The organism is Cloacibacterium sp. DMC96 (genome assembly GCF_056313765.1).
The window spans coordinates 321921-342309 of sequence record NZ_JBQUZQ010000002.1 but is presented as its reverse complement, the minus strand read 5'-3'; the positions used below and the strand labels follow the sequence as shown (position 1 = coordinate 342309).

22 protein-coding genes are annotated in these 20389 nt (G+C 33.8%); 14 read left to right on the top strand and 8 right to left on the bottom strand.

From position 1 onward, the window contains the following. The first annotated feature begins 1 nt into the window (after position 1). The 6 genes from sufB to ACT53I_RS10440 are packed head-to-tail and all read left to right on the top strand — an operon-like array spanning position 2 to position 5138. Complete coding sequence (gene sufB / locus ACT53I_RS10465; protein WP_213190128.1) at positions 2–1450, top strand: Fe-S cluster assembly protein SufB; 1449 nt, start codon at positions 2–4, stop codon at positions 1448–1450. Positions 1451–1474: 24 nt separating this feature from the next. Continuing rightward, on the top strand, positions 1475–2218 hold the full coding sequence (sufC, locus tag ACT53I_RS10460) for a Fe-S cluster assembly ATPase SufC (protein WP_104793115.1): 744 nt from the start codon (positions 1475–1477) through the stop codon (positions 2216–2218). Positions 2219–2236: 18 nt separating this feature from the next. Then, positions 2237–3529 carry a Fe-S cluster assembly protein SufD gene (sufD, locus tag ACT53I_RS10455; protein ID WP_476079607.1) on the top strand — a complete coding sequence of 431 codons (1293 nt, stop codon included), beginning with the start codon at positions 2237–2239 and terminating at the stop codon, positions 3527–3529. Between the two features lie 21 nt (positions 3530–3550). Further along, on the top strand, positions 3551–4060 hold the full coding sequence (locus tag ACT53I_RS10450) for a hypothetical protein (RefSeq protein WP_476079606.1): 510 nt from the start codon (positions 3551–3553) through the stop codon (positions 4058–4060). Between the two features lie 28 nt (positions 4061–4088). Continuing rightward, entirely contained in the window at positions 4089–4787 is a 699-nt protein-coding gene (locus tag ACT53I_RS10445) for a 3'-5' exonuclease (protein ID WP_371460958.1), read from the top strand. A 21-nt stretch (positions 4788–4808) separates the two neighbouring features. Then, a complete protein-coding gene (locus ACT53I_RS10440; protein ID WP_069799686.1) occupies positions 4809–5138 on the top strand; it encodes an SUF system Fe-S cluster assembly protein in 330 nt (109 codons plus the stop codon). A gap of 137 nt (positions 5139–5275) precedes the next feature. On the opposite strand, the gene ACT53I_RS10435 is transcribed toward ACT53I_RS10440, so the two are convergent. From ACT53I_RS10435 to ACT53I_RS10425, 3 genes are read right to left on the bottom strand one after another with little or no spacing between them, the layout of a single operon-like run. Continuing rightward, positions 5276–6115, bottom strand: coding sequence for a sulfurtransferase (locus ACT53I_RS10435; RefSeq protein WP_476079605.1), 840 nt, complete (start codon positions 6113–6115; stop codon positions 5276–5278). Beyond that, positions 6112–7128 carry a tetratricopeptide repeat protein gene (locus ACT53I_RS10430; protein ID WP_476079604.1) on the bottom strand — a complete coding sequence of 339 codons (1017 nt, stop codon included), beginning with the start codon at positions 7126–7128 and terminating at the stop codon, positions 6112–6114. Before ACT53I_RS10430 ends, ACT53I_RS10435 begins: the two co-directional genes overlap by 4 nt. Before the next feature lie 12 nt (positions 7129–7140). After that, positions 7141–7986 (bottom strand): hydroxymethylglutaryl-CoA lyase, encoded by an 846-nt coding sequence (locus ACT53I_RS10425; protein ID WP_476079603.1) that lies wholly within the window; start codon positions 7984–7986, stop codon positions 7141–7143. A 302-nt stretch (positions 7987–8288) separates the two neighbouring features. On the opposite strand from ACT53I_RS10425, the gene pepT reads away from it, so the two are divergent. Beyond that, on the top strand, positions 8289–9539 hold the full coding sequence (gene pepT, locus ACT53I_RS10420; protein WP_476079602.1) for a peptidase T: 1251 nt from the start codon (positions 8289–8291) through the stop codon (positions 9537–9539). A gap of 166 nt (positions 9540–9705) precedes the next feature. After that, positions 9706–10557, top strand: a complete 852-nt coding sequence (locus ACT53I_RS10415) for a UDP-2,3-diacylglucosamine diphosphatase (protein WP_476079601.1) — start codon at positions 9706–9708, stop codon at positions 10555–10557. 29 nt (positions 10558–10586) lie between these two features. Here ACT53I_RS10415 and thiL read toward each other — a convergent pair whose 3' ends face one another. Continuing rightward, complete coding sequence (thiL, locus tag ACT53I_RS10410; RefSeq protein WP_476079600.1) at positions 10587–11639, bottom strand: thiamine-phosphate kinase; 1053 nt, start codon at positions 11637–11639, stop codon at positions 10587–10589. Positions 11640–11691: 52 nt separating this feature from the next. Next, positions 11692–12192, bottom strand: a complete 501-nt coding sequence (locus tag ACT53I_RS10405) for an acyl-CoA thioesterase (RefSeq protein WP_104793124.1) — start codon at positions 12190–12192, stop codon at positions 11692–11694. A 147-nt stretch (positions 12193–12339) separates the two neighbouring features. On the opposite strand from ACT53I_RS10405, the gene ACT53I_RS10400 reads away from it, so the two are divergent. Beyond that, positions 12340–13545: a BaiN/RdsA family NAD(P)/FAD-dependent oxidoreductase gene (locus ACT53I_RS10400; protein ID WP_476079599.1), complete on the top strand. Its 1206-nt coding sequence runs from the start codon at positions 12340–12342 to the stop codon at positions 13543–13545. A gap of 95 nt (positions 13546–13640) precedes the next feature. Here the strand turns inward: ACT53I_RS10400 and ACT53I_RS10395 are convergent, their stop codons facing one another. Together ACT53I_RS10395 and ACT53I_RS10390 are read right to left on the bottom strand one after the other, a co-directional pair. Further along, positions 13641–14996, bottom strand: coding sequence for a DUF4403 family protein (locus tag ACT53I_RS10395; RefSeq protein WP_476079598.1), 1356 nt, complete (start codon positions 14994–14996; stop codon positions 13641–13643). Beyond that, the gene (locus ACT53I_RS10390; RefSeq protein ID WP_476079597.1) at positions 14993–15361 is read right to left on the bottom strand and encodes a ribosomal maturation YjgA family protein; all 369 of its coding nucleotides are present in this window, start codon (positions 15359–15361) and stop codon (positions 14993–14995) included. Before ACT53I_RS10390 ends, ACT53I_RS10395 begins: the two co-directional genes overlap by 4 nt. Positions 15362–15397: 36 nt before the next feature. Here ACT53I_RS10390 and ACT53I_RS10385 point away from each other — a divergent pair, with 36 nt between their 5' ends. The 4 genes from ACT53I_RS10385 (at position 15398) to ACT53I_RS10370 (ending at position 17130) form a co-directional block, all read left to right on the top strand. Continuing rightward, positions 15398–15748: a hypothetical protein gene (locus tag ACT53I_RS10385; protein ID WP_476079596.1), complete on the top strand. Its 351-nt coding sequence runs from the start codon at positions 15398–15400 to the stop codon at positions 15746–15748. A gap of 107 nt (positions 15749–15855) precedes the next feature. Next, positions 15856–16293, top strand: a complete 438-nt coding sequence (locus ACT53I_RS10380; protein ID WP_476079595.1) for a hypothetical protein — start codon at positions 15856–15858, stop codon at positions 16291–16293. A 65-nt stretch (positions 16294–16358) separates the two neighbouring features. After that, complete coding sequence (locus ACT53I_RS10375; protein WP_476079594.1) at positions 16359–16781, top strand: energy transducer TonB; 423 nt, start codon at positions 16359–16361, stop codon at positions 16779–16781. A 1-nt stretch (position 16782) separates the two neighbouring features. After that, positions 16783–17130, top strand: a complete 348-nt coding sequence (locus tag ACT53I_RS10370) for an energy transducer TonB (protein ID WP_476079593.1) — start codon at positions 16783–16785, stop codon at positions 17128–17130. Between the two features lie 38 nt (positions 17131–17168). Here ACT53I_RS10370 and mutS read toward each other — a convergent pair whose 3' ends face one another. Further along, the gene (mutS, locus tag ACT53I_RS10365) at positions 17169–19748 is read right to left on the bottom strand and encodes a DNA mismatch repair protein MutS (RefSeq protein WP_476079592.1); all 2580 of its coding nucleotides are present in this window, start codon (positions 19746–19748) and stop codon (positions 17169–17171) included. An 83-nt stretch (positions 19749–19831) separates the two neighbouring features. On the opposite strand from mutS, the gene ACT53I_RS10360 reads away from it, so the two are divergent. Further along, positions 19832–20368, top strand: coding sequence for an RNA methyltransferase (locus tag ACT53I_RS10360; RefSeq protein ID WP_476079591.1), 537 nt, complete (start codon positions 19832–19834; stop codon positions 20366–20368). The last annotated feature ends 21 nt before the right edge of the window (positions 20369–20389 follow it).

The following is a 20389-nucleotide window of genomic DNA, read 5'->3' as shown; positions in this document are numbered from 1 at the left end:
TATGGCAAAATATACAGAAGATGATTTGAGGGAAGACCTCAAAACCAAAGAATACGAAGCTGGTTTTTATACAGATATTGAATATGAAGATTTTCCCGTTGGTTTGAACGAGGAAATTGTTCGTATGATTTCTGCGAAAAAAGAAGAACCAGAATGGATGACCAATTGGCGTCTAGAATCTTTCAGAATTTGGCAAAAAATGGAAGAGCCAGATTGGGCAAATATTAAATATGAAAAACCAGATTTTCAGGCGATTAAATATTACGCTGCTCCGAAAGTAAAACCAGAATTGGCAAGCTTAGATGAGGTAGACCCAGAATTATTGAAAACTTTCGAAAAGTTAGGAATCAACATCGAAGAACAAAAGCGTTTAGCTGGAGTTGCAGTAGATATTGTAATGGATTCTGTTTCAGTGAAAACCACTTTCCAAGCGACTTTGAAAGAAAAAGGAATTATTTTCTGCTCTATTTCTGAAGCGATTAAGGAATATCCTGAGTTGGTTCAAAAATATATTGGAAAAGTTGTTCCAAGAGGAGACAATTTCTATGCAGCTTTAAACTCTGCTGTATTTTCAGACGGAAGTTTCTGCTATATTCCAAAAGGTGTAAAATGTCCGATGGAACTTTCAACTTATTTCCGTATTAATCAGGCAGGAACGGGTCAGTTCGAGAGAACTTTGGTGATTGCAGATGAAGGAAGTTACGTTTCTTATTTGGAAGGTTGTACTGCTCCTGCAAGAGACGAAAACCAATTGCACGCTGCTGTGGTAGAATTGATTGCGATGGACAATGCAGAAATTAAATATTCTACCGTACAAAACTGGTTTCCAGGAGACGAAAACGGAAAAGGTGGAGTGTATAACTTTGTGACCAAGAGAGGTTTATGCGAAAAAAATGCTAAAATTTCTTGGACTCAAGTAGAAACAGGCTCTGCCGTAACTTGGAAATATCCTTCTTGTATTTTAAAAGGTGATAATTCTGTGGGTGAATTTTATTCGATAGCAGTGACCAATAATCACCAGTATGCAGATACAGGAACCAAGATGATTCACATTGGTAAAAACACGAAATCTACGATTATTTCTAAAGGAATTTCGGCAGGGAAATCTAATAATTCTTATCGTGGTTTGGTTAAGGTAATGCCTTCTGCAAAAGGAGCGAGAAACTTTTCACAATGTGATTCGCTTTTGATGGGGAATGAATGTGGAGCTCACACTTTTCCATACATCGAAATCAAAGATCCAACGGCTCAATTAGAACACGAAGCTACAACTTCTAAAATTGGTGAAGACCAAATTTTCTACTGTAACCAAAGAGGAATTGATACAGAAAAGGCAATTGCTCTAATTGTAAATGGTTTCAGTAAAGAAGTTTTGAACAAATTACCAATGGAATTTGCGATTGAAGCACAGAAATTATTAGAAATTTCATTAGAAGGTTCTGTAGGATAATTTTTAAATAAGAAAATATACAAAATGTTAAAAATAAATAACTTACACGCCAAAATTGAAGACGGCGTAGAAATTCTGAAAGGAATTAATTTAGAAATAAAACCAGGCGAGGTTCACGCGATTATGGGACCAAATGGTGCAGGAAAATCTACCCTTTCTTCTGTTATTGCAGGAAAAGAAGATTACGAAGTTACTGATGGAGAAATTCTTTTCGAAGGAGAAAACATTATAGAAGACGCTCCTGAAGAAAGAGCACACAAAGGAATTTTCCTTTCTTTCCAATATCCAGTGGAAATCCCGGGAGTTACGGTGACTAATTTCATCAAAGCAGCACTTAACGAAACCAGAAAAGCAAATGGTTTAGAAGATATGCCTGCTAAAGAAATGTTGGCCTTAGTTCGTGAAAAATCAGAATTATTAGGAATTAAAAAAGACTTCCTTTCTCGTTCGCTGAATGAAGGTTTTTCTGGTGGCGAAAAGAAAAGAAATGAAATTTTCCAGATGATGATGCTTAATCCTAAATTGGCTATTCTTGATGAAACCGATTCTGGATTAGATATTGACGCGCTTAGAATCGTAGCTGATGGTGTAAATGCTTTCAAAAATGAAGGAAATGCAGTGCTATTAATTACGCACTACCAAAGATTATTAAACTACATTCAGCCAGATTTTGTACATGTTTTAGCAGACGGAAAAATCATTAAAACGGGTGATAAATCTCTCGCGTTAGAACTCGAAGAAAAAGGATACGATTGGCTCGTAAAATAATGAAAATTGTAAATTAAAATGAGTTTATTCGAACAAATAGAACTTCAAAAATCTTCACTTTCTGGGAGCAAACTTCAAGCTTTAGAACAATTCTTGAGCAAAGGTTTTCCGACAAAAAAAGACGAAGAATACAAATATACCCATCTGAAGGAAATTGTAGAAAAAGATTACAATTTTTCTGCTTCAGAGCACCATTCTATCAGCAAAAAACAATTGGATGAACTTCACCTTGGCGAAGAACATTTCGATTTTATTGTTTTTGTGAATGGAAAATTACACAGAGAATTATCGAATATTTCTGTAGAAAATGCTGAATTTTTAACCTTGAATTATGCACTTTCTCACGAATCTTATTCAGAAATAATTAAAAAACACTTCAATTCGATTGCTAATCAAGATTTGGCTTTCTGCAATTTAAATGAAGCACTTCATGAGAATGGTTTCTTCCTTCACGTTCCGAAAAATGTGGTGATAGAAAAGCCAATTCATGTGTTCTACCTTTCTCAAAGTCAAGAACAGAACACTTTCTATAATACAAGAAACTTATTGGTGGTAGAAGAAGGTGCGAAAGTAGAAGTGATAGAATCACATCATAATTTTGATGAAACTTACGTGTTTACCAACTCTGTAACCGAAATTTTTGCAGGTAAAAATGCAAAAGCAGATTGGCATAAATTGCAAAATGATTCTGATACTTCTTATTTGGTAGACCACACTTTTGCGAAGCAAGAAAGAGATTCTTTGGCAACCGTAAATACATTTTCTTTCGGTGGAAAATTGGTGAGAAACAATCTAGATTTTATTCATAATGGAGAAAACATTAACTCGTTTATGAACGGAATTACCATTATTGGTGGGGAACAATTGGTGGATCATCACACTGCGGTTCATCATAACCAACCGAATTGTGAATCTTATCAGAATTACAAAGGTGTTTTCAAGGATAAAGCGCATGGTGTTTTTAACGGAAAAGTTTTTGTAGATAAAATTGCTCAAAAGACCAATGCTTATCAGCAAAACAATAATATTTTGTTAGACGAAGGCGCTACGATTGATACGAAACCTCAGTTAGAAATTTTCGCAGATGATGTAAAATGTTCTCACGGTTGTACGGTTGGTCAGCTGAATGAAGACGCTTTATTTTATCTAAGAGCGAGAGGAATTTCTAAAAAAGAAGCACAAGCATTGTTATTGTATGCTTTTGCGAATGATGCGATGCAAAATATTGATATTGAGCCTTTAAAACTAAAAATTTCTAAACTTTTGGCTGAAAAATTAGAAGTAGAAATTGCTTTTGAAGATTTAGATTAAAATTCATATTTTCGTTGAGAAATGAATTTAGAACAAGTCCATTTACATATTCAAGCGTATAAAGAAAGCGACCAAATTTTAGATGCAGCCAAGTATCTGATTAGAAATTTCGACTTAGAACACGAGAATTTTGCAGGTTTTGGGTTTAGAGAAGAACTGAAAAATGATGGACTTTTATTAACTGCAGAAGGAGAAATAGGAGAAAAGCAAATCGTAAAAATTCCTAGAAATTTGTTTGATTTTGATATCAAATTGGTTTTGAATATGGTGGCTCACGAAATGCTTCATGTTCGTCAAAAAGACCCAAATTCTCTAGTGGAAGATAAAAATGAAAGGGAATTTCAAGCGTATTATGAAATGCTTTTTCACAAAGTTTTTCCGCAAATTCCAGAGCTTTCGCCTTTTTATATTAAACAATTTGGTGAGAAAGCTTTAGAGTATTACAGAAGAATGGGAGAAGGTTCTGATTTGCAGCAGAAATATGCTGAACAGAAAAAGGAAGTAGAAGATTTAATAACTTCTCAACCATAAAAACCAAAAAAAACTAAAACCAACCAAAATGATAAAAAATATTCCGATAGAAAAAGTGCTTTTTCTGGATATAGAAACCGTTCCGCAAGTAAGTAATTTTGCAGAACTTTCTGAAACCGAACAAAAACTTTGGGACAAAAAAACTGCAAGACAAAGAGAAGAAGATATTTCTGCTGCAGATTTTTATGGAGATAGAGCCGGAATAATGGCAGAATTTGGAAAAATTATCTGCATTTCTATTGGGATTTACGATAAAAACAATAAAATTCTCATCAGAAGTTTTGCAGGAGACCATGAAGAAGAATTGTTAAAAGAATTTGGAGAAATTTTCAACCGACCGAAATTGCAAAACGTGATTTTGTGTGCACACAACGGAAAAGAATTTGATTTTCCTTGGATTGCTAGAAGATTTCTCATCAATGGAATGCAACCGCCAGTTCCGTTCCAGATGTTTGGAAAAAAACCTTGGGAAATTCCGCATCTTGATACGATGGAATTGTGGAAATTTGGTGATTGGAAAAGTTTTATTTCTTTGGAATTAATGGCGCATATTTTTGGCGTTCCTACTCCCAAAGATGATATAGATGGTTCTATGGTTTCGTCTATCTATTATATAGAAAAAGACTTGCCGAGAATTGTAAAATATTGCGAAAAAGATGTCTTAACTTTGGCCAATATCTTTCGCAAAATGAGACAAGAAGATTTATTAGAAAGAAGAGAAGATTAAATCTCAAATGTATTAAGAATTATGAAATATACAGACGAACAAATTGCAGATATAGGTGAAAATATCATTAAAGCCTTAAAAACCGTTTTCGATCCAGAAATTCCTGTGGATATCTACGAATTGGGATTGGTTTATGATGTGCAAATTTCTGAAGATGGAGATGTAAAAGTGGTAATGACTCTTACTACACCGAATTGTCCAGTTGCAGAATCTCTACCTCAAGAAGTAAAAGAAAAAGTTGCGGCTGTAGAAAATGTAAAATCTGTAGATTTAGAATTGACTTTTGAGCCAAGTTGGAACAAAGACATGATGAGTGAAGAAGCAAAATTTGAATTGGGAATTCTTTTTTAATCCCAATCATTTCACAGATAAAAATTAAAAACACCAAATTATTGGTGTTTTTTTATTTATAACTCTCGCTTTTTTGCCAATCTTGCTGATTTTCTTAATTCTTAAAATCTGCCGAATCAGCACAATCCGCAAGAAAATTAAATTTCTCTCGCAATTTCCTTACCTTCTCTTCGGCTCCACTCACTCCATGAACCCACGTATAAATTCGGAATGGGGAATCCTACATAATCCAAAGCCAAAATCGTATGACAAGCAGTAACTCCAGAACCACAGTGAATGATAAGTTTTTCTGGTTTGTCTTTTAATAATTGTTGATATTTTTCTCTTAAAATTTCAGGAGGAAGAAACTCGCCATTTTCGTCTAAATTTTCAGAAAAAGGAATATTGATTGCACCCGGAATATGACCTGCTACTAAATCTATCGGTTCGCTTTCTCCACGGTATCTGTATGCATCTCTCACATCAATCACAGTAGCGGAATTTTCTGAAATTTCTTTTTCTACCTCTTCTAAAGTTGAGGTTGGCCAACTCCAATTTTCTTTCAAGATAAAAGATGTTTTTTCAAAAATTTCTTCTCCAGATTTTAAAGGAATCCCTGCCTTTTCTGCCGTTTGAAATCCACCACTCAAAACCTGATTTTTTTCAATTCCAAAAGATTTTAACATCCACCAACAACGAGCCGCTGCATTTGCACCGTTAGAAGTGTCATAAACCACAAGGTGTGAATCTTCAGAAATTCCTAAATTTTGTATAGTTTCTGCAAATTTTGAAATCTTTGGCAAAGGATGTCTTCCTCCGAAAGCTACATCTTCGCCAATTTCTGCTAAATCTTTGTCAAGGTCGATAAACCTAGCGCCTTTGATGTGATTTTGCAGGAAATTTTCACGGGCATCTTTTCCCGTTCTCGCATCAAGAATTACTAAGTTTTCTTGATGGAAAATTTCTGAAAGTTCGGTTGCAGTGATGATGGGTTTCATTGGTTAAATCTTATTGTGGCTGCTTCTTTTTGTTTTTTATTTAAAATAGATACAATTATCTGTCTTAATTCGCTTAGCTTAAATGTTTCGTCTTTCAATCCAATAGGATATGTATTGTGTCCATTATTTAATTCTTCACAAACAACAAATTCAGGATCTTTTTTTTCAATTTTTATAGTTTTTTCAATATTGAATTTTCTTTCAATCTTTTTACCGCTCTTGTCAATTAAATAAACTTTGTAAAGGGAATCAAGTATTTCTTTTGGTTTTTCAAAAGATTTGAAGATATTAATCCATTGCCCATTCCATTCAAATTCATCCACGGCTATATTTTTATATTTCATATAATCATCAGAAAGTTTTTTTTCTTGGTATAACTTTCTTGTATGTTCAAAGTATTCGTTTGCTTCATCAAACTTATTACTCGCATTCAAAGCTTTAATAAGTTTTTCATAAAGTATATAATCTTCAGGGAAGTTTTCAATCCCTTTTTTATAAATATTTATAGATTTATCAAATTCTTTTGTTCGAGCATAATAGTAATTTCCTGTAATTTTTGTAAGCTCAAGATAAAATGAATCTTTATGGGATTTTTCTAGACCTTCTAAATAAGTTTGAATTTCCTCATTATTTTTACCTTGCTTATTAAAGATTCTACCTTTCTCTATATAAAATTTTGCTTTCGGTGCTTGTGAAATTGCAAGGTCATAGTTTTTTATGGCTTCATCTAGTTTATTTAAAAACATAAGAGAAAATCCTTTTTGAAAAAAAATTATTGGATTATTAAATCCTTTTTCAATGGCTTTGTTGTATAGCTCAATGGCTTTTTCATCATTCTCTTTTCTAAAAAAAGCATAACCTATATAATAGAGTTCTTCTCCAGATAGAGAATCAGTTTTTGTCTCATATTTTATGAGATCATCATACTTTTGCTGTTCAAAGAGAGATTCAATACTTTGTGAAAATGTAAATGAAAAACTAAAAATTAGAAGTGAAAAAAATGTTTTTTTCATGTGGTATTAGTTTTAAAACTTAAAAATATCTTTTGCTCTATTCCAAGCTGCTTCAAAATTAAGAAGATTCAGTTTGTGGTCTATTTTTTCAGAAGCCATAAAATTAATGACTTGTTCTGTTGGCATATTTCCTACCAAATCATCTTTTGCATAAGGACAACCGCCAATTCCTTTAATCGCAGAGTCAAATCTTCTGCAACCTTTATCGTAAGCTGCTTTCAGTTTTACGTATGAATCTTCATATTTATTATGAAAATGCGCCCCGAAATGAATATCAGGAAACTGCGCAGGAATTTTTTCAAACAATTGCGAAATTCGCTCTACATTTCCTGTTCCTGTAGTATCTGAAAGCAATATGTTTTTGATGCCAATTTCTGCAAATCTTTTCGCCCAAAATTCTACATCTTGCCATTTCCAGATTTCGCCATAAGGATTTCCGAAAGCCATAGAAAAATAAAGGTTCAATTCTCTGTTTTCAGATTGTACCAACTCCCAGATTTTCACAATTTCTTCATACGCTTCTTCTTGGTTTTTATTGGTATTTCTGTACTGAAACGTTTCAGAAATAGAAAAAGGAAAGCCTAAAATATCAACGTTTTCATGCTTTAAGGCTCGTTCTGCCCCAGAAATATTGGCAACGATGACAGAAATTTTGGTCTTATTTTTTTTCTGAATTTCGGGGATTACGTCTTTAGTATCTGCCATTTGAGGAATGGCTTTTGGCGACACGAAACTTCCACAATCAAGTACATTAAAGCCTACTTCCATCAATGCATTAATGTAATCAATCTTTTTTTGAGTGGGAATAAATTCTCCCCAACCTTGCATGGCGTCTCGTGGACATTCAGTTAAAAACATTTCTAATTTTTAGATTTTATTTCTTGCCTAAAAATACGATTTTTTTGACCAAAAGAAAATGGAAAGTCAATTTTATGAAAACCCTTGATTCTGTGTACCAAACTGCGCCCCAGATTGAGCGGCATGTTTGAGCTCTTTTTTCTAAAAATTTTGAAAAGATGGCTAAGAGGATGAATTTTTAGAAAAAAAGCGAGTAGCGAAAGCTGGAATTTGGCGCCAAATATTTTTTAAGAAACATCCATCATCTAACATTCATCATCCCGTCAAAAATCTGTAAATTTGTGAGAAATAAAAATTAAGAAATGCAGACAATAGAATTCAATCACGAATGGAAAATGCGTCTTCTGAACCGTTTTCTGACTTATGTTAAAATATATTCAACCAGTGATGCAGAAAGCGAAACTACGCCTTCTTCTCCACAGCAATGGGACATTGCGAAATACATCTTCCAGGAATTACAAGATTTGGGACTTTCTGATGTTTCTATGGACGAAAATGGTTACATCATGGCGTATGTTCCTTCTAATATTTCTGAAAATGAACCAACGGTAGGCTTCATCGCGCATTATGATACTTCACCAGATTTTAACGGGAAAGATGTAAATCCACAAATTTGGGAAGATTACAACGGTGGAGATTTGTTGCTCAACCAAGAAACGGGCTTCACGCTTTCTTCTGAAAAATTCCCAAGTCTGAAAAAATATGTAGGAAAAACTTTGATTACTACAGACGGAACTTCGCTTCTTGGAGCTGATGATAAAGCGGGAGTTGCAGAAATTGTAACCGCTGCAGAATATCTTTTGGCGCATCCAGATATTAAACACGGAAGAATTGCGATTGGTTTTACACCAGACGAAGAAATCGGAAGAGGTGCGCACAAATTTGATGTAGCGAAATTCGGGGCAGAATATGCTTATACAATGGACGGAAGTGAAGTGGGTGAATTAGAATACGAAAATTTCAATGCAGCAGGAGCAGTGGTGAAAATCAATGGACTTTCTGTACATCCAGGTTATGCTTTTGGTCAAATGAAAAATGCAGGACTTCTTGCAGTGGAATTTGCACAGATGTTACCTGCTGATGAAACACCAGCTACCACCAAAGGTTTTGAAGGTTTTTATCATTTAATGGAAATTAAAGGTGATGTTTCTGAAGCGAAGTTGCAATACATTATTAGAGACCACGATGCTGAAAAATTTGAAAATCGTAAAAAATTCATCACCGAAAAAGTAGCAGAATTTAATGCAAAACATGGTGAAAATACTGCCGAAATAGAAATTAAAGAGCAGTATAGAAATATGAAACAGCAATTTGAAGGCAAAATGCACATCGTAGAAATTGCAGAGCAAGCGATGAAAGACGCCAACATAGAACCGAAAATTAAAGCAATTAGAGGTGGAACTGATGGTGCGCAATTGTCTTACATGGGATTGCCTTGCCCAAATATTTTTGCAGGTGGAGAAAATTTCCACGGACCTTATGAATACGTGGCTTTAGAATCAATGGAAAAAGCTGTGAAAGTAATTGTGAATATTGCGAAAGCGAAGAAATAAGTTTTTTTTCACGCAATGCTGCGAAGAAATCGCAACGCTCGCAAAGATTTTAATATATTTAACTTTGCGTTCATTGCGTAAGAAACCTTGCGACTTTGCGTGAAAATTATTTAAAATTCTGTTAATTACCAATTAACACTGCCAAATTAATTTTACAAAAACGATTATGGCAAAACAAAAACGCGAAGTAGAAGTAGTAGTTTTATCAGACATTCATTTGGGAACGTATGGTTGTCATGCTAAAGAATTGGTGGCGTATCTCAAAAGTATTTCTCCGAAAGTGTTAATTCTCAATGGTGATGTTATTGATGGTTGGGCTTTTTCTAAAAGGTATTTCCCAAATTCTCATATGGCAGTTTTGAGTGAGTTTTTCAAAATGATGAAAAAAGGAACTCAAGTGATTTACATTACAGGAAACCACGATGAATTTTTAAGAAAATACACCGATTTATCGATGGGAAATCTTTTTCTTACCGATAAATATTTATTAGAAATTGAAGGCAAAAAACATTGGATTTTTCACGGAGACGTTTTTGACCATACCACTTCAGGTTCTGCAAAATTTATTGCCAAATTGGGAGGAATGGGTTATGATTGGTTGATTTTGGTGAATAGAGCTATTAATTGGATTTTAGAAAAATTCGGGAAAGGAAAAGTTTCGCTTTCTAAAAAAGTAAAAAATTCTGTAAAAAAAGCGGTGAAATTTATTGGAGATTTTGAGAAAAAAGCCACTGAAATTGCTATCAACAATCATTATGATTATGTGATTTGCGGACATATTCATCAACCAGCAGATAAAATTTGGACAACGGAAAAAGGAAGTGTTCATTACCTGAATTCAGGCGACTGGATTGAAAATCTCTCTTGGCTAGAATACAATCATGGAGAATGGAACTTAAAATTCTTCAATGAAAAGGATTTTGAAAAACCTATTATTGAGAAAAATGATATTTCAGTCAATATGGAAGAACTCATTCATCCTAAGATTTTAGCGAGTTTTTCAGAAGTAAAAATATAAAAAAGCCACCTAATTGGTGGCTTTCATTTTTATCTTTTCAAAAAAGCATCCCAACCTTGTGCTGTAATTTGAGCCAGTTCGTTGCTTCCTCGTAAAACCATAAAATTACCTTGTTCCAAATCCACAGCATGACCAATCACCGTAAAATCTGGATGATTTCTCAGTTTTTCAAAATCATTGGGAGAAATAGTGAACAATAATTCATAATCTTCACCACCGCTTAATGCACACATTGCAGGATTCAGGTTAAATTCATCTGCAGTAGTAATCGTAAGCGTATCTAAAGGAATTTTTTCTTCATACAATCTGAAACCAACTTTGCTTTGGTCAGAAAGATGTAAAATTTCCGAAGCCAAACCATCAGAAACGTCAATCATAGAAGTCGGTTTTATGTCGAGTTCTTCTAACGTTTTCTTGATGTCTGTTCTTGCTTCAGGTTTTAATTGACGTTCCAAAATGTAATCATAACCTTCCATTTCGGGTTGCATATTTGGGTTGGCGAGATAAACAGAATGTTCTCTTTCCAAAATTTGTAAACCCATGTAAGCGCCACCTAAATCTCCGGTAACTACTAATAAATCATTTGTTTTCGCACCGTTTCTGGTTACGATATTTTCAGAATTTTCTAAACCAATAGCAGTAATGGTAATCACTAAACCAGAGGTAGAACTGGTAGTATCTCCACCCACCAAATCTACATTGTATTTTTCGCAAGCTCTGTAAATTCCATCGTAAATTTCATCAAGAGCTTCCACAGGAAATCTGTTAGAAACCGCCATAGAAACTAAAATCTGAGTAGGTACAGTGTTCATTGCGGCAATGTCGCTCAAGTTCACCACTACAGCTTTATATCCTAAATGTTTCAATGGAACATAGCCCAAATTAAAATGCACTCCTTCTGCTAAAACATCAGACGTAATCACTACTTTTTTTCCTTCAGGATTGATGATTGCGGCGTCATCACCAATAGAATGCTCGGTGGATGAATTCTTAATAGGGAAATTTTCGGTAAGATGTTTAATCAATCCAAATTCTCCTAGTTCAGAAATTGGTGTTAATTGAGGTTTTTTATCTTCTAACATAATTGTAAAGAGTAAAATGAGTCAAAAATTTCGACTCTTAATTTTTTAAAATTTAACGATTTAAATCCATTAAACTCGCATCTATATTTTCCGGACGGAAAGGCAATGCTTTAATGTCTTCTCTTGAAAGCAGTTTAGTGTTTTCGGTTTTAAACTGATTCATCACCACTAAAATATCATCTGGTGGAGTGGTGGTTTTTCTCAGCATCATATCAATCCAAACTCCCGTTGCTTCGGCAGTTGCACAATGTGTACCGTCTGGTAAATAGAACTTGTGCGTGAACTGATAAATACTTGCGTCTTCAGAACTTCCAGAAATTTCTAATGAAACAATCACTTCTTGGTCAGCATAAACTTCCTTAAAAAAAGAATATCTTTCATGCAAAATTACAGGACCAATTCCCCATCTATTGAGTTGAGCAACGCCCATTTTGTGTTTTGTCATAAAAGCCATTCTAGTTTGCGCACAATATTGCACATAAGAAGAGTTGGCTAAATGTCTGTTGGCATCTATATCGCTCCAGCGAACTTCGTGTTTATGGTAGTAAATCATTTTTAAGTTTTTTAGGCTTCAAAAATACGCAATAATCATGGTTTTAAAAAATTTAACACAAAGGCGATAAGTTTTATTTATTTTTGCAAAGAATTCAAGTCCTGAACTTTTGGTTCTTTTGTCTTGAAGCAAGAGAACAGATAAAATATGAAAAAGAAAATCACCATCATTGGAGGCGGCGCTGCAGGATTTTTTTGTGCAGCCAATCTTGACGAAAATAAATTTAACGTTACCATTCTCGAACAAAACCAAGATGTTTTGCAAAAAGTAAAAATTTCTGGAGGTGGAAGATGCAATGTGACTCACGCTTGCTTTGATCCTCGTGAATTGGTGAAATTTTACCCTAGAGGAAATAAAGAATTATTAAGTGTTTTCAGTAAATTTCAACCAGGAGATACAATGGATTGGTTCGCTCAACGAAATGTTTCGTTGAATATGGAAAATGACAACAGAATCTTCCCAGAAAGTAATTCCTCACAAACCATTATGGATTGTTTCTTGAAAGAAGTTCAGTCTAAAAATTTTGAAATCAAAACACAATCAGTCGTTTTAGAAATTCAGAAATTAGAAGAAGGCTATAAAATCATCACCAAAGAAGGAGAAATCTTTACCGACTACGTGATTTACACTACAGGAAGCTCACCGAAATCTTTGAAAATGATTGAAAATTTAGGGCATAAAATTGTTTCGCCAGTTCCGTCATTGTTTACTTTTAATATCAAAAATGATGTGCTGAATGATTTAATGGGAACAAGTTTTCCTCATGCAGAAGTTTCTATTCCAAAATTGAAAATGGAAGAATTTGGTCCACTTCTCATTACGCATTGGGGACTTTCTGGGCCTGCAATTCTTAAACTTTCAGCTTGGAAAGCGAGAGAACTCGCCGATTTAAAATATAACTTCGAGATTAAAGTCAATTTCATAGGCATAGACAAAGAACAAGCGGAAGAAGTTTTCAAAAATTATAGAGAAGAAAATCCTAAAAAAACCATTGGCAATGCGAAAGTTTTTGAAATTACGACTCGTTTTTGGCATAGAATTCTTTGGTTGTCTAAAGTAGATTTAGAAAAAAATATTTCGCACATCAATAAACAAGAACTCCAAAAAATTCTTGAAAATCTTTGCGAAAACACCATGCAAGTCAAAGGGAAATCTACCTTTAAAGACGAATTTGTAACAGCAGGAGGAGTGGATTTGAAGGAAATAAATTTCAAAACGATGGAATCTAAAATTTTAGAAAATTTCTACATCGCAGGAGAAGTTCTGAATATTGACGCGGTAACTGGTGGTTTTAATTTCCAAGCGTGCTGGAGTGAAGCATGGCTGATTGCGCAGGATTTGAATGCTAAATAAGAAGCATTTTTGTCATTCTGAACGAAATAAGAATCTATTTTGATAAGATTCTTCATTTCGCTACGCTGCATTTAGAATGACAACTGCATGAAATTCTAAAAACTCATTCCTTCGATTTTCAGTTCTACTTTTGCATAACTATCGACTACCGTTGTGATATGGTCTTCAGAAATTAAGAATTCTGTAGGTTTAAAATCCATTACCTTTCCCGAAAGTTTAAATCCTTTTTGGTATTCTTTGTTGAAACTTTCTTCTATAGATTTTTTTGATGCGTTTTCCAGGTCTAAAAACGGAATTCCGTAGTCTTGTTCTATCATTCTCACGATTTTTCCTTCAAAAAGTGAAGTGATTGCTTTATGAAATATATTTTTGGTTTTCAGTTTAAAATCAGATTTGGTGAATCCTATTTTATGTTTTTGGGCGTCATAAACGAGTTTTCCTTTGATATAAGAAATGCCATTTACTTTTCCCGAAGTTTGAATTTCGATGACTACATTTTCGTTTTCAGCATAGACTTTTATGTCTTCTACTTTAATTTTTGATTTCCCTTCATTAAAAGGAAATTCTTTGCCTTGAAATTGTTTTTGGGCAATCGCTGTAGCTTCAGAAAAAGGAATATTGGTGGTGGTTTTGAGTAAAAATTCTCTGCCCAAATTTTGAGCCGGAGTAAAATAAGGAACCGCATTCACCAAAGGATTTTTCGAAGGTTTGGTTCCCACAAAAGTTTCCGAGAACAAATCAATGGAAACTGTAGTTTTCATCTTGTCAAGGTAAATTTCTAGTGGCGACATTTTTACGGTTTGCGGCGTAATTTTTAGCCAAGTATTGTATTCATCAGAAATTTTCATTGGTTCAGAAAAATTATTCCAAACTTTGAGAATATACGGTTGAAGATTCATTTTTTGTTGGATTTGCGCATCAATCACAGTGGTAAAATCCTTTTGTTGTTTCACCAGAATTTTTTCAATGACGCTGGCTAAAGAAAATTTTATTTTCCCAAAATCTAAGACTGGTTTTTCTTTCCAAACAAAACCAGCGGTAGAAGTAGTGGTTTTCACTTGCCAATTTTGTAGAAATTCTACGGATGAAATAAAATTCATCACCACTCTGAATTGGGTTTCTTGGTAAGAGTATAAACCCAAAGTTCCAATGCCTTTTTCTGCCCAAATTTTAAGCGGAACAGAAAATAGTAATCGGTTGTTGGTTAATGCTTTCATCGTGATTTCGCCATCTTTTTCTACTTTGGTTTTCAGTTGGTCATTATCATTATTTTCATAGGATTGGTCTTCGTAAAGTGTTCCTGTAATGGATTGATTCGTTAATCTTTGGATTTCTGAAATCGGCAAAGAAATCGGCACGGAAATGCTAGAAGGAATCTTCGGAAATTGATGTATTTCGGTTTGTGAAAATCCGAAAATGGATAGAAATATGAATAGAAGTGATAGTCTCATTTTAAAATCTTATGGAAAGTAAAAATACAAAAAGAACCCATTGCATAGCACAAAATATCAATCCAAGAAAAAGAATTTCCGAGGACAATCATGGCAATTTTATTGTCTTTTAACCCAAGCCATTCAGCGAAATTAAAATATTGAGCGAATTCTATGACACAAGCAAACAAGAAACCCCCAATATTAAGATGCGTTTTGTTTTTAATATCAAGGAAGGTTAGAATAAAAGTATAAATAAGAATCACCACTAAAACATCGCCAAAATAAGCCCGTAACCAAACAATATTTTTGAAAATAGTAGCGATGGAAACCTCTGCTAAAAAGATGATAATGGATGTGAGGAAATATTTGTAGTTGAATTTCATTTAAAGTAAATTTACCAATTATAAAACTGAAATAACATGAAAAAATTATTCTTGAGTTTAGGATTGTCAATATTACTTCTTAATTCTTGTACAACAAGAGTGGTTTCTGCCAAAAAACCTTATTCAGACTCTGCAATTTCTGTGGGACAAACTTATACTATTGTTTCAAGTGAAGGCAAGAAAGAAGTATTGAGTTTAACAAAAATTGATGAGCAAAATATTTTTGGTAAAAATGTAGATGGAAAGGAAATAACAATTGAAAAATCTAAAATTACAGAAATCAAGAAAACTAAAGTTGGAGGGACTATTTTATTAGTTGTTGGTGTTATAGGATTAGCGTTAGTTGGTACCGCTTTTTATCATCAAAAACCAATAGGACAATTTTAAAAATTAAACAAAAAGTAATTCTACATTAGAAAAAATCATCATAGTTTGATGCTAAGATGAACTATCTTATTGAAAAAAGAAAGTTGTATCTTTGATAAAAACAAACGATGAAAAAAATTATTGTATTAACAGCTATATTTTTTATAGGTGTCTTTTTCGCACAAGAGCCTATTAAAAATTTAAGTAAAGAAGAGGTTCCCATAGAAGTAGCCAATTTAGTAGATATTTCTACCGTTACTTTTGTGATAGATACAGAGCCTTCATTTCCAGGAGGAATGAGTGCTTTTAGAAAAGAATTTTCTCAGAATTTTGACACTTTTGCTTTAGAAAAAACAGATGGTGGAACGCTGAAAACGGTGGTGTATTATGTAGTAGAAGTAGATGGAAGTATTGTATATGTAAAAGCTATCGGAGAAAATGAATCCTTCAACAAAGAAGCTGAAAGAACGTTGAAATCCATCAAAACGAAATATGCTCCAGCAAAAGTGAATAACTTAGTGGTAAGACACATGTTAAGAATGCCACTCAGTATGAATTTTAAATAATTTAAAACCTATAAACAATTGCTTATTAAGCAATTGTGTGTAAAAAAACTAATAATTCTCTATACATGAAAAAACTAATTTACCTTATCGCTGTAGTTTCTAGCGGCTTAATTTTCGGACAAGAAACTCAAAATTCTTCTAAAAATGAATATCCATCAGACTCTTTTATCAATGTATATGAAAAAGTAGATAAAGAGGCAGAATTTCCAGGTGGACTGAATGCTTTTAGAAGTAAGTTTGCAGAGTCTTTTAATCATAAAAATATAAAAGTCGAAAAAAGAAAAGCTGTTTTTAGAATTGTTATCTCATTCATCGTAGAAAGAGATGGGAGCTTAACTAATATCACAGCAGAAGGAGATTACGTGAAATTTATGGAAGAAGCAATTGCTTCAGTGAAAAGAGTTAAAGACAAATGGTCACCCGCTTTAATCAATTCCCAGCCTGTAAGACAAAGATTTAGAATGCCTATAACCATGAATTTTGATTAATATGAGAAAACTAATTTTACTTTTCACTCTTATTTTTAGTGGTTTTGTTTTCGGGCAAAACAAACAAGCTGAATTTTTTGGAGGAGAAAAACAATTGAAGAAATTAATCTATTCCAAAATTAATTTTGATTCTACTGGAATTGATGAAAATACTACTGTAGAATTGATTTTTAAAATTGACAAAAAAGGAAAGGTGAAAAATATTGATTGCAAATCATTTTATCCAGAAGCTAAAACAGAATTCTTAAAAGCCGCAAAACAAATCAACCAAAAATGGAAACCAGCCATCAAAAATGGTAAAAAAGTAGATTCAGAAGTGGTGGTTTCTTTTCCTGTTGTTTTTGAATAATTGTCACATCATCCCATCAAAAAATCACCACATCAACTTTATTTCCCAATCATCTTTTTAATCGCATTCAATTTCATCAAAGCTTCAATCGGCGTTAAAGTATTAATGTCAATTTTCGTGAGTTCTTCTCTAATGTTTTCCAAAACAGGATCATCGAGTTGGAAGAAAGAAAGTTGTAAATTTTCTTCGGTTACCCGTTTTATTTTTTCGGTAGAACCACTGTTGGAACGAGAATCTTCCAAAGTTTTCAGAATTTCAGAAGCTCTGTTTACCACTTTTGAAGGCATTCCTGCCAATTTTGCCACGTGAATCCCGAAACTGTGTTCACTACCACCAGAAACCAGTTTTCTGAGGAAAATAATATTGCCTTTATTCTCCTGAATGGTCACGTGGAAATTTTTAATTCTTTCAAAATTCACACTCATCTCGTTGAGTTCGTGGTAATGCGTGGCGAAAAGTGTTTTCGGTTGAGTAGAATGCTGATGAAGATATTCTGCAATCGCCCAAGCGATGGAAACGCCATCATAAGTAGAAGTACCACGTCCGATTTCATCGAGTAAAATCAAACTTCTCTCAGAAATATTGTTCAAAATATTGGCAGCTTCATTCATTTCTACCATAAAAGTAGATTCTCCCGCAGAAATATTATCTGTAGCACCAACTCTGGTAAAAATTTTGTCTAAAATACCGATTTCGGCATGTTTTGCAGGAACAAAACTTCCAATTTGCGCCAATAAACAAATAATTGCAGTTTGTCTCAAAATCGCAGATTTACCCGCCATATTTGGTCCGGTTACCATGATAATTTGTTGAGCATCTTTATCCAAGAAAACATCATTCGGAATATATTTTTCTCCTAAAGGAAGCGACTTTTCTATAATTGGATGTCTTCCCTCTTTAATGTCAATCGCAAAAGTTTCGTTGAGAACAGGTTTTGTATAATTTTCAGAAATAGAAAGTTCAGAAAGGGCAACTGCACAATCAATTTGCGCCACCAATCTTGAGTTTTCCTGAATTTGGTCAATATACATCAGTACATTTTCACAAACTTGACGATACAATTGGTGCTCAATTTGCGAAATTTTTTCTTCTGCTCCGAGAATTTGCGTTTCGTATTCTTTTAATTCTTCGGTAATATAACGTTCCGCATTTACCAAAGTTTGTTTACGAATCCAATCTTCTGGAACTTTATCTTTATGCGTATTTCTAACCTCGATGTAGTAACCAAAAACATTGTTAAAATCAATTTTCAGGGAAGAAATTCCTGTTCTTTCGATTTCTCTTTGGCACATTTCATCCAAAAAACCTTTTCCTTTGCTTTGAAGATTTCTCAATCTATCGAGTTCTTCCGAAACTTCGGATTTGATCACATTTCCTTTGTTGAGGTTTACCGGAAGTTCTTCATTCAAATGATTCAGAAGATAAGAAATGAGTTCTTCCAAATTGTTCAGCGGTTCTAGCCAAGCCAAAACATCGTGATGAGAACTCAATAATTCTCTGATTTTCTGAATATTGATTAAACTCTGACGAAGGTAACCGAGTTCTTTCGGTGAAATTTTTTCGGCAGCCAATTTTCCAACCAATCGGTCTAAATCTGAAATTCCTTTTAATAAATCCAGGATTTCAAATTTCAAAGAATCCTCATTGTTGAAAAAATCGATTAAAGAAAGTCTTCGGTTGATTTCGTTTACTGATTTCAGCGGTAAAATTAATCTTCGGCGAAGCAGTCTTCCTCCCATTGCTGTGGAAGTTTTATCGATAATATCAAGCAAAGATTTCCCTTGAAAACTGCTAGAATGTACAATTTCTAAATTTCGCAAAGTGAAATTATCCATCATCAAATAATCATCTTGAGGAATGCTTTGTATTTTGGTAATGTGTTGTAAAAGAGCGTGATGAGTATCTTCTACTAAATAAGCGAAAATCGCTCCAGCTGCGGTAATCCCCAATTTTTGTTCATCAATCCCGAAACCTTTTAGAGATTTGGTTTTAAAATGGGAATTCAGTTTTTCGTAAGCAAAATTATATTGATACGACCAATCTTCTAGCTTAAAACAGTTCTTATTTTTAAGTTGAGAAGGAATTTCGGCGGTTCTTTGGTAAATAATTTCAGCAGGATCAAAAGTGTGAACAATGTGCAGTAATTTCTCTAAATTTCCTTCTGCAACCAGAAATTCACCCGTAGAAACATCTACTAGCGCAATCCCAAATTTCTCTTTTTCCTTGTGTAGAGAAAGCAAGAAATTATTTTTTTTAGAATTCAAAACCTGCTCGTTAAAGGTAACACCGGGAGTTACCAATTCTGTAACACCACGTTTCACGATTCCTTTGACCATTTTTGGGTCTTCCAATTGGTCGCAAATCGCAACACGCATTCCGGCTCTTACCAATTTTGGCAAGTAAGAATCTACAGAATGATGCGGAAAACCCGCTAACTCAATATGACCTTCTCCATTGGCTCTTTTGGTAAGAACTATTCCTAAAATCTGAGAAGTTTTTATGGCATCTTGCCCGAAAGTTTCGTAGAAATCTCCCACTCTGAAAAGCAATAGCGCATCTGGATATTTCGCCTTGATGGTGTTGTACTGAGTCATTAACGGAGTTTCTTTTTTTGCCATTCTTGAGAGTATGAATATTGAGGTTTAAGATTCGAAATTTGAGGTTGTAAATTAAAACCTTAATTTTGCCCAAAAATACGAAAATGCAACCTACCAAAAAACTGAAATTAGAAGAATTAGGAAGAATAGATGTAGAAACCTTCAAAAAGACGGAGAAAATTCCGTTGGTGGTGGTTTTAGACAATGTAAGAAGTATGCACAATGTAGGTGCAGCCTTCCGAACTGCCGATGCTTTTTTGGTAGAAAAAATTATTTTATGTGGTATTACACCGAAACCGCCTCATAGAGAAATTCATAAAGCAGCTCTTGGTGCTACAGAAAGTGTAGATTGGCAATTTTACGACAATGTGAAAGAAGCCGTAATAGATTTAAAGACTTTAGGTTATGAAGTTGTGGGGATAGAACAAACTACTAATTCTGTGATGATTACAGATTTTGAAATTGATAAAACCAAGAAATACGCTTTGGTTTTAGGCAATGAAGTAGACGGAATTTCTGATGAGATTTTAACAGATTTAGATGTATGTCTAGAAATTCCACAGTTGGGAACTAAACATTCTCTAAATGTTTCGGTTTGCGGTGGAATCGTGATGTGGGAATTTTTCAAAGGATTGAAATAAAATGGATTGATGAATTTTTAA